At 48.1% G+C, this 14,050-nt stretch carries 9 protein-coding genes and 1 pseudogene; 2 read left to right on the forward strand and 8 right to left on the reverse strand.

Annotation, left to right across the window (positions count from 1 at the left end):
• Nucleotides 1-294 precede the first annotated feature (294 nt).
• Nucleotides 295-471: a CsbD family protein gene (locus V6668_RS29035; protein WP_074092719.1), complete on the forward strand. Its 177-nt coding sequence runs from the start codon at nt 295-297 to the stop codon at nt 469-471.
• Nucleotides 472-636: 165 nt separating this feature from the next.
• On the opposite strand, the gene V6668_RS29040 is transcribed toward V6668_RS29035, so the two are convergent.
• The gene (locus V6668_RS29040) at nt 637-1,638 is read right to left on the reverse strand and encodes an NAD-dependent epimerase/dehydratase family protein (protein WP_200868488.1); all 1,002 of its coding nucleotides are present in this window, start codon (nt 1,636-1,638) and stop codon (nt 637-639) included.
• A 152-nt stretch (nt 1,639-1,790) separates the two neighbouring features.
• Here V6668_RS29040 and V6668_RS29045 point away from each other — a divergent pair, with 152 nt between their 5' ends.
• Nucleotides 1,791-2,309: a cupin domain-containing protein gene (locus V6668_RS29045; RefSeq protein WP_338707308.1), complete on the forward strand. Its 519-nt coding sequence runs from the start codon at nt 1,791-1,793 to the stop codon at nt 2,307-2,309.
• A 277-nt stretch (nt 2,310-2,586) separates the two neighbouring features.
• On the opposite strand, the gene V6668_RS29050 is transcribed toward V6668_RS29045, so the two are convergent.
• From V6668_RS29050 to V6668_RS29080, 7 genes and pseudogenes are all read right to left on the reverse strand, one after another.
• Nucleotides 2,587-3,666 carry a DUF1835 domain-containing protein gene (locus V6668_RS29050; RefSeq protein WP_282319922.1) on the reverse strand — a complete coding sequence of 360 codons (1,080 nt, stop codon included), beginning with the start codon at nt 3,664-3,666 and terminating at the stop codon, nt 2,587-2,589.
• A gap of 67 nt (nt 3,667-3,733) precedes the next feature.
• Entirely contained in the window at nt 3,734-4,369 is a 636-nt protein-coding gene (locus V6668_RS29055) for a TVP38/TMEM64 family protein (protein WP_338707309.1), read from the reverse strand.
• 291 nt (nt 4,370-4,660) lie between these two features.
• Nucleotides 4,661-5,104, reverse strand: a pseudogene (locus V6668_RS29060) (HNH endonuclease); the annotation flags it as partial.
• A 1,583-nt stretch (nt 5,105-6,687) separates the two neighbouring features.
• Nucleotides 6,688-7,860: an acyltransferase gene (locus tag V6668_RS29065; protein WP_338707310.1), complete on the reverse strand. Its 1,173-nt coding sequence runs from the start codon at nt 7,858-7,860 to the stop codon at nt 6,688-6,690.
• 281 nt (nt 7,861-8,141) lie between these two features.
• Nucleotides 8,142-9,488, reverse strand: coding sequence for a cryptochrome/photolyase family protein (locus V6668_RS29070; RefSeq protein WP_076320118.1), 1,347 nt, complete (start codon nt 9,486-9,488; stop codon nt 8,142-8,144).
• 35 nt (nt 9,489-9,523) lie between these two features.
• Nucleotides 9,524-10,687 (reverse strand): response regulator, encoded by a 1,164-nt coding sequence (locus V6668_RS29075; protein WP_338707311.1) that lies wholly within the window; start codon nt 10,685-10,687, stop codon nt 9,524-9,526.
• Between the two features lie 95 nt (nt 10,688-10,782).
• On the reverse strand, nt 10,783-13,878 hold the full coding sequence (locus V6668_RS29080) for an ATP-binding protein (RefSeq protein WP_338707312.1): 3,096 nt from the start codon (nt 13,876-13,878) through the stop codon (nt 10,783-10,785).
• Nucleotides 13,879-14,050 lie beyond the last annotated feature (172 nt).

The following is a 14,050-nucleotide window of genomic DNA, read 5'->3' on the forward strand; positions in this document are numbered from 1 at the left end:
TATTAAGACAAGATCACATATGACCAGATGTGCGATATGTACACAAGGAAGGATTCGTTTATCCAAATGTTCAGGAATTGTTTTCCAATATCACGATAATCATGCAACGAAATTGGTCACTGTCGTTATTATGCAGCGTTGGGCTAAGCCTTATTCCATCATTGGGACATCTTTTCTATTTCAAGTATGAACCTCTTGCGTCACGAATGCAAAACTTGGAACAAAGCCATTGCGTTTAGAATGCGGACATCCCGGTTAATAAGGACTACACCAGAAACGAAGGAGATGTTCGATATGAGTAATTCAACTGGCGACAAAATCAAAGCAGGCGTAAACAAGGCCAAAGGCGAAGTGAAGGATCAGATCGGTAATGCAACAAACAACAGATCCCTTCAGGCTGAGGGTAAAAAAGACAAAGCCAAAGGTGCTGTACAGGATAAAATTGCCGACATTAAAAAAGATCATCACTAGATCCATTTAATGTGAGGTCCAACAGCACGAAAATTTCGTGCAATAGATCGTTTTAAAACAGCCAGACCGTCCGTGTTCGGAAGCTATCCGAAAATGAGACGGTGGCGCAAAAAAGCCAAGGAAGGTGTTACTCAATACACCCTTCCCTGGCTTTTTTTGTGCATTTTATACTGCTGGAACTGCGTATCTTGCCATATCGATAATGAAACTGCGCGTTTCCCTTGTTGTATGGTATTCACGGCTAAACTGTCTGACCCATTCGGGATGTTCCTGATACCAACGGAAAGTTTTTTCCAATCCCTTTTCCAACGTGGTTTGCGGTAACCAACCCAATTCCGCTCGCAATCTGCCTGAATGTACGACCAGACTCGACCCTCTGGACTGGGTTGGTTCTTGCTCCCGGATCTCTACAGCAGCTACGGATCGATCCATTGGTTTCAATATCTCCCCTATTTCCTGCATGGTTGTTCCAAGCCCTGTCGATATGTTGTAGACCTGTCCGTCTTTGCCTTTCAGCATGATCTGTTCAATGGCCCGGAGGGCATCATCTACATACAAGAAATCACGCACTGCCGATCCCTGAATATCCAGAGGCAGTCCGTCCAACATCCGACCAAAATTTCGGGGAATAATACGGTCTGGCAACTGCCATGGACCATAGAGGTTGGTCAAACGAAAGAGTTTGACTGGAAGCTGGTAACATTGAGCATAGGAGTGAGCCAGCATTTCACACGCGACTTTGGACGCGGAATAAGGAGAGACGGGTGCATACGGATCTGATTCGTGATAGACTCTGCCCCAATCGCCGCCATACACTTCAACGGATGAAGCCAGCAAGACTGGAATGTGATGTTCTGTAGCATATTGCAGGATAGACTGTGTGCTGAGTGTATTATTGCGGAAAACTTCCCCTGGCTGATGATACGAATAATCCACGTGTGGCATGGCCGCCAGATGGATTATGTAATCTGTTCCTGGAGGTAGATGAATCCGGTCCGATGCAAGGTCACAACAGATGAACGGCATCTCGTGCAGAGGAGAGATATGAACCAGCCTCTGACAATAATCATCCCGATCCAGAAGGGTAATTCGATGCCCCTTTTGCGCCAAATACTGTGAAAGATTAAATCCCACAAATCCAGAAGCCCCTGTAATCACAATGTTCACACACGATTCCCCCTTGCGATTTATACAACGAGTGCAATGAAGAGAGTATATGTACTGAGTATAACCTTAAAATGATACATTTTGTATCATTTTACAATTGTTTTTTGTTCGTCCTTGAGGTTATCGGGTAATTTATAGTGAGGTGATGTGAGATGAATGAACGGAAAAAGGACATAGAGACGTTATTCCTTCAGGATGATGGTGTAATTCCCAATCATCCGACCCTGCCTGTGCTTTTGTATAAGAACGTATGGGCTGAAGAGGCCCTTCACGCAGAATCGTTGCTGAACCGTAACGGATGGGGAAATAGCTGGTTGAATGGTGTGTTCAACTATCATCATTATCATAGTAATGCTCATGAGGCTCTTGCTGTGGTGAGTGGATTCGTGAAACTGATTTTAGGCGGAGAAAATGGTCAGAAAGTTTACCTTCAAACAGGCGACGTTGTCGTGCTTCCCGCTGGAACAGGGCATAAACGTCTGGAGTCCAGCACTGATTTTCGTATTGCCGGTGCTTATCCGGGCGGCATGAGTTACAACACACGCACAGGTGAGGAAGACGATCGTGCCAAGGCTCTTCAGGAAATTCGAAAGGTTCCGATCCCGGTTACCGATCCGGTCTATGGACAGCACGGACCGCTACTAGAAATCTGGAATGGGAAGAAATTATAACAGATATGGAGATAATCAAGAAGCATCTTATTGGACAATGCACAGGAGAAGCTGGTTCGGTACTTAACGAGAAAAAATAGACTGTTCCCCGGAAAAGTAGGAGTTACTCACCGATGGAACAGTCTATTTAAGTGTTAAGTCTGAACAGCTGGTATCGGGAACTCTTCGTGATCATCTTACTATATGGGCAAGGAACTGCTCAAATCTTCCGTCTTATTTCAAACTTCGCGATCTCGTCGCTTGTTTTTCTATCCGTGCGTTTCAGCCTTAGTCCCTTTCAGCGCTCGGCAAGCCGAATACTGTAATACCTCATTGCAAGTGGCTTTCCATCCATTTCAAGTTGGCCTTGCAGCACCAGTTGTCGTAGACGGTACTCCACGAACGCATCACTTATATGCTGGCTACTTGTACCAATCACTTCACCCACAATACGAGCTGCTCGGATATACTTGCCTGGCTCCCAGTTCGGTGTCAGTTCCCTCACCTTCTGCATAATGTACTCGTCCAACGCATCTTCAGTTAAGCTCCGAATCACGCCATTCTCCATCATACGTAATAGCCCAGGCTGTACCGAAAGTTCCAGCCAATCCTGTTCCAGTTGGCGGCGTTCTCCCTTGGACAGCGGCTCTTGCTCAGAGCAGACGTGCCACATCGCCAGAAGCTTTTCCGGAAGAATCTCGCCTGTGTGGAGCACATCGTATTGAACGTCAGGTCTATCAAATAATTGCTTATATAAGCCACTCGTTTCGATAAGATATATGGGACTCTCGGTGTTCCGCAATAGATACATGGCATAGAGTAGTCCCGTCTTCTCCCGTGCATTATTCGCATACCAGATAATGATCGACGTCTTGGAATCAAAGGACTGTATTGTGGCGTTGAGCTCAAATAATGATTCCAGTTCATGCATGCCATATGCCTCACGGTCATTGAGACACATTCGTTCGGTCAGCCAGAGATGCCTGCGTTGCAAGTCTGCACGCCGGGTCAGATCACCTAACGGCCCTACCGCATAATTATCATCTATAGAAAAAAAACTCCGTTTTTCCTGATCAGGTAATGTACTCATTCCCATTTTCAGACTACTCAGAGGTGATTCTCCAAACGTAATATGAATTTCATTTGGCTTGTCGACCTCGGAGAGAGCTTGTTGTTCCAGACGCCCCAGATCAAAAGGGATATCCATATTCCGAAACAGTGACTGTACCGCTTCCGCAAAATCCACCTTTTCGCCTTGCTCTTCCTGCCGCTTGACCACTTGTGCTGATTTCATATAGAGCACACGCAGTACTGAACGAAGTTCATCTTCACTCATACGATTTATTGTTCGGCTGAATGCATAGATATTATCATTCATGCTGGGTCCTCCTTCGAGCTAACGAGATTACTGAAATCCTATATCTTCGCACTGATCATTCTTTTATTCATGAGGAAATCGATTTTCCAGCGGGTTGATTCAGATCATGTAGATCTTCACCATCTGACGATGACCGGGTAAAGTGTCGCTCCAGTTTGCGGCTTGCCCACAGGGATACCGCAATAAACAGCAATACGCCTACCCAGCGTACGGGGTGCTCCAGAAACTGTTCCACATTGGAACCGATATACGTAACTGAGAAGATCATGATCGCTTTACCACAGCCCACCGCAAGCAGGAAAGATAATAATCGCATTCGCGCGATACCTGCCGCCACGTTAATAATGACAAACGGACCTACCGGGAAGATACTCAGCAGAAAAACATAACTGAATGCATTCCTTCGAATCCATACCATACTGCGTTGCACACGAGGTTTGCGTGCCCATCGCTCTACAAAAGCAGATTTCCCAATCTCCCGTACGATCAGGAACGTAACGGTACAACCGAGCACCATGCCGATCCATGAATATATAAATCCTGCCCACAGACCGTATACCGCACCGTTTACGCCCACAATCAACAGCGTTGGAAGCGGTGGTACAAATGATTTCATAAACGTAAGCAAAATTCCCGGTAACGGGCCCAGGGAGCGAAACTTCTCCAGCCAGAAACGAATATTTTCTTCCGTAATATATGACATAATGTCTAATGCTGCCGGGGTCATCTGCATCCATCCAATCTATACAGTCTAAGTTCTCAGGTTTGATGTTCACTATACATTTCATCATTCATATGGATGATGAAGCTTCTTTAGTAACTCCCTCCCAGTATAACGTACATCTTCGATGAACACCGTTGTCAATTTGAAGAAATTATTGCACAGCGAACTGACTTCCCACCCAAATCAGAATTAAATCAAAAAAGCACACCTCGACCTCTGTGGTCTTGGTGTGCTCTTTATATTAAAACCCCTATTCCATCTTCGGGGCATTTATCCTTCTTCCAGCTGCGCTTCCTGCATGGCCAGTTCAATCAATTCTGCCTGATGGGCAGCATTCCATTCGGGAATACCGGAACGCATGAACTCTTCGGCATCCATCGCTGCTTTGGACTGGTTGCACAGATTACAGGCGCAGACACAGTTGAGCGGAGTGGTATGTCCACCTTTGGCACGCGGCAGCAGATGGTCAATCGTATCTCCATACGATCCACAGAAGTAACAGGTGTAGTGATCCCGAGTCAGTATATACCGCTTGAAATCCTTGTTGCTGAACAATCGGCGAATCGTGTACCGATTCACCACCACAGCGGCTTTTTCCTTGACCAGCGTGACCGCAAGCTCCATGTCCACTTCTTGATGCCAACGTCTGCCCTTGTCCGTCTTCCCCCTCATCCGTACCATGCCTTGCCGGTTGGTCCGGAGCGAAGCCGGATCTTCCGGGTCGATGGCTACCGGGGCCGACGGCGTCTGACGGCGGGGACGGCCATCCGTGCCAGCCCCGTGACTACGGCTGGCGTGCGCGGGTCGCTGCCCGGATGCAACGCGGGCAGCGTCTTCGCCGCTCGCCTTGGGCGCACGCTCCTTGCGCGTCTGGCGCGGCTTGGACCCTGGCGAGCCAGGCTGGCGCACGGGCGCAGGAGGCCCTGCCTCCGCAGCGGCCCCCGGCGCTTGCCCGGGCTCGCGCCCGGTGGCGGCAGGCTGTGCCTCCGCCGCCGAAGGTACAGCGACCGTGGTGGCATCGCCACGGTCGCTCAGTGCCGGCGCATGGGCCTCAGCAGCTACGCTGCGGGCCTGCCCTGCGCCGGGCGCGAGCGCGCCAGCACGTTTGCGGCGCCGCTTGCGCTTGCGTTTGGCTGCGGTCGGTTGATCCGCAGCCATGGGCTCTGCTGCCGGGCCTTGCGGCTCAGCCTGCAGCAGAGCCTGTTGGGCCGCCGCAGTCTGCTCGGCGGCCTGCACTGCAGCGGCTGCTTGCGCGCCAGCCCGCTGTGCACTGCCCTTTTCATTCGCAGCAGCATGCCCGTGCGAATGCCCTTCTTCCCCACGCCAATGCTCACCTGGCTGTGGCTCATCTCCTACTTCACCTGCCAAACCATCATGCTCCAGACTCATCTCTCTCAGCTCATTGCCCGTTATGCTCTCTGATCGCTTGCTCTTCCTCCGTCTTCTCCTCTTCTTCCGAATACCCGAAGAAGAGGGGGAGGAAGTCACCAAGTCAGCATGTTCATCGTCATTCGAAGATGACGAGTCTACTGACGGTTGAGACAACAGACTTCTGTCAGACTCAGACGCCGTAGCAGATCCCTGCTCCATACCATGGGAGGTAAGACCTGCCTCATTTCTCGCAGATGCAGAGGGTCTGGCAGTAACAGCACGTGTCTCCAAGCCATCCCGTTGATGCTCGATCCGTTCATTCGTTCGTCCGCTCACGCTTGAACCTGACTCGTGGTCAGCCTGTCCACCAAGCTGGCGACAGCTGTGGCAGGCTCCACGCCTGGCTCCGGGACCTGCCCGCTTTCCGGTTCTGCGCCGGAATTCGGACATCGGCCGCTGTTGTCCGCAATACATACACGTTTTGCTCAGTCGCGCTTCTTGTTCCGTCTTTCCTTGCCGGAAAGGGGCTGGACCCGTCTCCATGTTGTCACCTCGGTTCCGTATGAATCCGGTTTCTTTCTATTGTATCACATCTGCTCGTGAACACCCTCATGGCCATAGGCCTGATAATCTTTTGAGTTGTACTCCTGTGTCTGTTCACTGCATTCGTGAAGAATGTGTTCCACATATTCCAATATATCCTGCATCGGTCTCCCGCATTTTTCGCATGTTGTCATTATATTCACCTTAATCCTGTTATCCATAATGTATTATCGTTCCGCCTTATGATTACCCCTCTTACATGAAAAAGAAACACTCGTTCCCCATATTACACATATCTGCATACATCAAAAAAACCGCTTCCTGCTCTCCCCTAAGGTCGACCAAGAAACGGTTTATTATTCCTGTGTTGGAAATACATCTTATCAAACGTCCAATTGCCCCGAGTTCTGTTGTGGGACGAGACGTGGTTTGGGTTTTGGCAGATTGCCAAAGATGACCCATGCATATGGAACAAACCTTGCCGTCAATCCAACGACGATCCACGAAGCCATCAGAGCTACACCGAATCCTCCGGCATACCACAGATGCACTAACCAAGAAACACCTGTTTGCGGTGGAAATTCACGATACACCAGCAGGAAGAAGGGATGGATCAGATAGATGCCAAAGGACAATGCCCCAAGCCGATTCAGCGGCTTGACGATGAGTGAAGGCCCTTTGCGATAGAGCAGATAGGCAATCTGGATAAGCACCAGTGCACAAGCAAAGGTATGCACATTCCAGAAGAATTCATACCACAGTGTGTTATACGTTGCGATCTTCAGACGCAGCAGGTAATAGATATACACATGGCCAAGCCCAGCAATGATCCATACCGCCCAGAGCAGAATCCATGAAGCTACGCGTCCTTTGGTTGCATTGGCTCGACTGATAACAAACCATTGCTTGATTTTAGGGAAATATACCCCGATAAAAGCACCAAGCATGAAATAGGAGAAGTACGAAAACGCCCAGCTTCCCTTGTTGGGCACCTGGAATCCATATTTATTACTTACGATGAATGCCCATTGAATCAATAGTCCAATCGGAACAGACCATTTCACCACAGAAGGATATTTCTTAAGCAACCATAACACCAATGGGAATAACAGATAAAATTGCATGTTAATAAACACAAAGTACAGATGTGTATAGGCCTTACCTGTAAACAATTTCGTGATAAAACTTACTGCCGATTCGCCGAAAGGTCGGCCCTGATAATGCGTGAAATGCAGCAATACAAAATACATTAATGAAAAAAGGAAATACGGAAGCAAAATATACACAAATCTTTTCTTGTAGAAGTTACTCACGAGTTTCTTATCCAGCGGACGGGAATAATAGTTATAGAACAGTACAAAACTGCTCATAAAAATAAAGGTTGGCGTACCATATTTCATAAAGATATTAATAAAGTTGTACAGCCAGTAGTAGCCTGAACCCGTCATGTCCACCGTTGCATAGGACGTGGAATGCACGCACAGTACGCCGATAATTGCCATGGCACGCACCAGATTCAGCTCTGGAATTCGCTCTCTTTTCAGTGTTTCACTCATGTTTACGTTTCTCCTTAATGTGTTCGTCAATATGTCAGATATGACTTAATACAATAAAGCTCTCTATCTATTAAAAGCCATAATGCTTAAGATGGATAGTCTATTTTCTTAACAATCCCTAAATTTTCAACACATTTCACACTATTTTCATGTCTATATATGTAAAAAAGACCGCGAGTACGCGGTCTGTGGAACATCCTGCTCTCAACCAAATGAATATTGGATCAACCGGATGAGAATGGTAAATTTGGGTTTGGGCATGATCACGCCCCTGACTGAGTCTACTTCGCACGACTCGCCAGAATCTGTTTATACACGTCAATAGCTGCCTGTCTCGATGCCTTCAGATCAACAATGGCATCCTTGCGCGGCTGATGGATGTCCTTGCTATGCAGATCCTTCAATTCAGGCAACCACTTGCGAATATAATCACCTTGCGGATCATATTTCTCGGATTGTGTTACCGGATTGTTCACGCGAAAATACGGAGCCGCATTCTCCCCAAGCGAGGCACACCATAACCAGTTACCACGGTTTTGAATGTTATCATAGTCACGCAGCTTACGCCTGAAATAAGCTTCGCCCAGGGTGAATGGGCATTGCAGGTTTTTGGTGAGAAACATCGCCGTGAGAATCCGCAGCCGGTTTGGCATATGTCCGGTTTCATTCAGTTCCGTCATCGCTGCATCAATAATCGGAATGCCTGTCTCCGCCTTGCACCACCGTTCAAAGTAATCATCATGGAGAGCCGAGAGATCGTACACCTTTTCATATGCAAAATAGTGACTCTCATAGACCGCTCGATACAGATAGAAGTCGCGGAAGCACAACTGCCTGATCCATTCCCCAGCCTCAGCCGTGCGACTCGCCGCATCATACATTTTGCGAATGGATACAGCTCCCACAGCTACGTAAGAACTGAGATGACTCGGCTCGTACGCCTCATATTCATCCCGATGATCCCCGTATTCAGCAATTCGATCCGACAAAAATTGATCCAACAGCAGATGCGGGTCCTCGTCATTCGAACCACTGCCCTCCAGCAACTCCGGAGGTACCTGCATTGCATCCGGCCATTCAATCTGACGATCACTCACCTTCAACGCTGCAACCGTTGTTGCCGAAGGAGGGTTGGGATGTTCATTCATGAATTCCACCCACCGCCGATGGAAAGCCGCAAATACCTTATATGGCTCCGACTTGCCTGTAAAATTGGCAAATCCATTCAGATCCATCAGCAGATGATCCGTCAGTTGTGTGAACGTAACCTCGTGCGCCTCACTGACTTTGCGTATGGCCCTATCCCGCTCGATTGCATATGGCGTCATGTCCCGATGGACCACAATCTCGTTAATCTCACCTTTGAATTCGTTCAGGATGAATTCAACCACTTCAGCCGGTTTGCCGTAAGCAACATGCAGTTTTCGTTTGGCTTCAAGATACTGTCTGCCTAATTCCGCTGCGTGCTGCCTGAAATTCACACCGCTGTGTTCCTTCTCTCGGCCTTGCCGCAGGAGGAATGAATCATAGATGAGAACATGCACACTCTCTTCTTGGTGTTCCCGCAAATAATCGAATGCGGCCAGATCATCCGTACGTAAATCTTTGCGGTGTATGAATAGCTTCATGCTCACCCTCCTGTCTGAACTTACATTACATACGTTTATTTGTCCGTCAGGTTCTTATATAACCTGCTTGTTTCGGGCTCGGGCTGATACCCCAGATCCTCATTTAATGTCAATGTAAATGAATGATACAAACGAAGTATGCCTTGCTGATCATCCATAGATGCATACACTTCCATCATGAGTCGGCAGATCTCTTCCGAATAAGGCTCCCGTTCCTGTAATATCGTTAATTGCTCAATCGCTTCCTTGCCACGACCATGCTCCATGTCCCATCTCGCGATATCCATAACCAGCGCTGTATACTTGCGTCTGAGTTCCCTTGCTTTGGCCTGTGCCCAATGATAATCATGCTCTTCCAGATAATCGCCACGATAAAGCGGTATCATATGCCTCAAGTCATCGATATTGTCTGCTGTGATGACGTTGTAGACCATGGATTTTTCAAATTGATCCACATCACTTACCAGATTGCCTGATAACAGACGATAACGGTTCATATTGTACTCCAGCTTGCCTGTCATGTTCCATTCCTTAAGCAGCTTTCGAATCTGGTACACGGAAGTATGTAGATGGGTTAAACCCTTTTCCTGGGAAACATCACCCCACAGCTTATCCAGCAGAATCTCCTTGCTTACCCATTCTTCCCTGTGATGAAACAAAAAAGCAAACAATTCCTGTGATTTGGTTGTGCGCCACTTATGTTTCTTGGCACCCTGATCTAAACTTCTGTAGATATCCAGATGTTTGAACGTAAGCAGCCCCGGAACTTCAGTATCCAACTCCACAGGTACGGGTTCCGATCCCTGTACCTCGGCGGTGGCTGCAACTTGAGAATTATGCGACATTATGCCCGCGATTCGATCAACGGTTTTGGCCAATCGGGTCGAGCTGACCGGTTTCAGTACATAATCCAGTGCATGCAGCTCAAATGCTTCCACTGCATGGTCCGCATAAGCCGTAACAAAGATAATACGAATACTCTGATCCAATTGCTGTATATATTCAGCCGCTTCCAGGCCATTCATCTCCGGCATTCCAATGTCCAAAAATACAACATCTACACGTTCCTTTGCCAGAAAATGCAGACCATCACGAGCTGTTGAAAAACATTGCACGGGTGTAATTCGTCCGTCCGTTCGTAGTAGTCGTTCCAGATGAAGCTGCGCTGGCTTCTCATCATCGATCACAATGGCTCTCACCGTTCTTTCAGCCTCCTGCCATGAAAGATTCAATAGGAATACCGATTTTATCGGCACCCCCTAGTCTGTTAACCATAATTGCTTCACTTGGCACACTAATTGGAATAATCCACCTTTTGCACAGGGATACGGAATCGGATCTGCGTGCCTTTACCCACATGGCTATGAATCTCCAGTCCCTGACCATAGAGAGACATCAGGCGACGGTTTATATTTTGCAGCCCCACACCTCCCGGACCTTCGGTACGCCCAGACTTGACCTGAGCCATACGCTCAGGAGGGATACCTACACCATCATCCTGAACCTGTACGACTACATGCTCGCTCTCTTGGAAAATCCTAAGATGAACTGTCCCGCCGGCTGCCCGCTCCATCACGCCGTGGCGAATGGCGTTCTCCACAAGAGGCTGAATACTGAGAGGTGGCAGATACAGATGTACGTCCGATTCCACCTCATACTCAACCACCAGTCTTTCCTCAAATCTCGCCTGTTCCAGATGCACATAAGACTCCACCAATTCCAGCTCTTTGGTCAAAGGAACAAGTTGCTCCCTGTTCTGGAAGTCAAAACTTCCGCGCAGGTAATGACTCAATTCAATCAGCAGATCGGTTGCTTTGTCCGGATTCACTGCACAGGTCGCAATAATGACATTGAGTGCATTATATAGAAAGTGTGGCTTGATCTGGGCCTGCAAAAAGGCCATTTCGGTCCGAATAGCTTCCTGCACAGAACTCCGCATCTCAATTAACGTCCGAACCCGGGCACGCAATTCACCGGCATCCACCGGTTTGCTCAGGAAGTCATTGGCTCCCGCCTGGAATCCGTGTTTGATATCCTCAGGCAACCCGCGGGCGGTCAGCATCAGAATCGGTAACTCCGACAAGGAACTGTGCTCGCGCAGTTTGCGACATAACTCAAGCCCGGACATCTTAGGCATCATCCAGTCCGTAATAACAAGATCAATGGACGGGAACTCCTCACGAAGTTTCAATGCGGTGGACCCACTGTCTGCTGCGATCACACGATACCGCTCCGTCGATAACAGGTTAAGCAATACCTGTCGATTAACGGGATCATCATCTACAATCAGAATCGTATGCTCCGCTTCCGTAAGATCATCCTGCTCATCTGACTCTCTTGTCACAAGCTCCTTCGCCCCTGCCCCCTGTGCAGCAACATATCGGGCGGCAGCTGGTTTCGAATGAGTTTGCAAAAGTGGCATCTTCATAACAGGCAGGGTGAAATGAAAGGTCGAACCTTGCCCCGGCTCCGATTCAACCCAGATCTCACCACCGCCAAGCTCAACGAGTTTTCGCGTAATACTCAGACCCAGTCCGGTTCCATTATTCAATCGCTCAATCGTGCCGTTACTCTGCTCATACGCCTGGAAGATATCCTCCTGTTTGTCCAAGGCAATGCCTACCCCTGTATCCGCGACCGATACCTTCACCCAGTCCCCTTCAACGCTGGCGTACAATCGAATCTCACCCTGCTCAGTGTACTTATAGGCGTTACCCAGCAAGTTATACAGAACTTGCCTTAGGCGATCTTCGTCTGCCTCAACAAGTGGCAAGGACTGGGGCCATTGTTGAATCAATATAACCGGCTTGTCCTCAAACGTGAAACCTGAGACTTCAACCACAGTACGAGCAACGGATTCCAGATCAACAGCTACCCGTTTTAACTCGATCTCACTATTTTTTAATTTGGCAAAATCCAAAATATCGTTAACCAGCAGTGAAAGGCGCTTCCCGGTTGAAGTAATCATGGAGAGATTTTTCGCTTGCTTGGGCGTGACTGCTCCAGCCGCCCCTTCCAGCATGGATTGCGCAATATTAATGATGCCATGCAGGGGCGTTCGTAGCTCATGAGACGTATTCGCCATGAACTCGTCCTTCAGGCTGTCGATGGCCAGCAAACGCTCAGACAGAGCTTCCACGTCTCGGAATGATTGTGCAAAGCGGATTGCGGTCACAATCATCTGGGCAAATACAAATAATAAAAGTTCAATCAGCGCAAAGAACGCTGTGTCTAGGGTAGTGAACGCACCAAGCGTATATAACACAACAACCATGAGTATGCTCATCATACTCACCAGTGCAAAGTGGCTGTCATTCGGCCGTCCTTTCAACCAATAGAAAATGGCTCGCAGCGTATATAACATGACAACAAGTGAGATCAGCAACATGGGAAGCTCAAGAGACGAGAAAAGCGTTGGAGGAAGCGTAAGACCCACAATAGTCTGGGTAACGATTAGCACTACAGCCAGACGAACAAACCACTGATGAACTGCTCCTGGTACACGGGCATCCATATACCGAAGCAAAAAATAATAGGCAAAGGCTGAACTAAGGAGCTGAATCCGAAGTATCTCATTATTGGTCAGGAACGGTACAAACGTACCCAGTAACTTCTCCCCATGTGTCAGAGCGTACACCGCACCAGAAAGGCTGAATAATCCGAGAAAACGAAGCTCCTTCTCCGTACGTCGTAATCTGAACAGAAGTAGAAAAAAGGCGGCTGGCAAGATAAAACCAAATAAGGCCATCAGATCCCTGAGCCAATCTTGTTGCTGACTTTTCAGAATACTATGCTCGTCTCCAAACAAAATGGGCGCTACTATGCCCCCGGACGAGTAACTATAATTTGATACTTGAATGATAATGTCAGCCGTATTGCCCTCAATGGACGTGAATCCTGTAAAGGGCAGATTTAATTGTATATCTGTTGCCCTAGTCTTTCCTGGCAGGCCTTTGCCACCAATCTCTTTCCCATCGATAAATACCCGGTGGGCCATGCGTATATTCTGTGTGCGTATACCATAATCATTTTTCATCGTCCGGGGTGTAAGCTGAACTTGCAAATGATAGGTTCCATACCCATGGGCCTGCCCCAAAGATTTGTTCCATCGGGCAGGAACTTGAGTGCCCGACGAAGCCGGCAAAGGCTTGCGACCGGATACACTTGCTTCAATATCTGCCGGGCTCAGCAACTGCCCAGGGTAGAAATCCCAGACACCCTTTAGAGACGCTGCACCCTTGCGATCAAAGTCCCATTGGGTCAGGTCAATTTTCCCCTCTGAAGCTTGAGGGTTAATCCGCTCGCTAATTAACGTCTGGGCGATCCAACCCAGCGGAACAATGACAATGCATATGAAACTTATGGTCAGCATAATCCAGTGTTTTCTCATCTATGTATTCCTTCCATTCACAATGGCGAGAGACGTCTAATTTTGTCGATTTATTACTATAATTCATGTTACACGTTTCTGGTGCTCACGGAAATAGTTTCCGTATCATAATCGGTCAAATTCGTTATAATTTGAAGGATTTCTATCTTTTCCGCCAGCTCTTGGTACACCA

Source organism: Paenibacillus amylolyticus, assembly GCF_036894225.1.
GTDB classification, from domain to species: domain Bacteria; phylum Bacillota; class Bacilli; order Paenibacillales; family Paenibacillaceae; genus Paenibacillus; species Paenibacillus amylolyticus.

Coding starts and splice junctions, on each gene's coding strand:
- V6668_RS29065 (WP_338707310.1), bottom strand. CDS start 7,860: ATGAGTGAAACACTGAAAAGAGAGCGAATTCCAGAGCTGAATCTGGTG.
- V6668_RS29050 (WP_282319922.1), bottom strand. CDS start 3,666: ATGAATGATAATATCTATGCATTCAGCCGAACAATAAATCGTATGAGT.
- V6668_RS29080 (WP_338707312.1), bottom strand. CDS start 13,878: ATGAGAAAACACTGGATTATGCTGACCATAAGTTTCATATGCATTGTC.
- V6668_RS29070 (WP_076320118.1), bottom strand. CDS start 9,488: ATGAAGCTATTCATACACCGCAAAGATTTACGTACGGATGATCTGGCC.
- V6668_RS29055 (WP_338707309.1), bottom strand. CDS start 4,369: ATGTCATATATTACGGAAGAAAATATTCGTTTCTGGCTGGAGAAGTTT.
- V6668_RS29045 (WP_338707308.1), top strand. CDS start 1,791: ATGAATGAACGGAAAAAGGACATAGAGACGTTATTCCTTCAGGATGAT.
- V6668_RS29035 (WP_074092719.1), top strand. CDS start 295: ATGAGTAATTCAACTGGCGACAAAATCAAAGCAGGCGTAAACAAGGCC.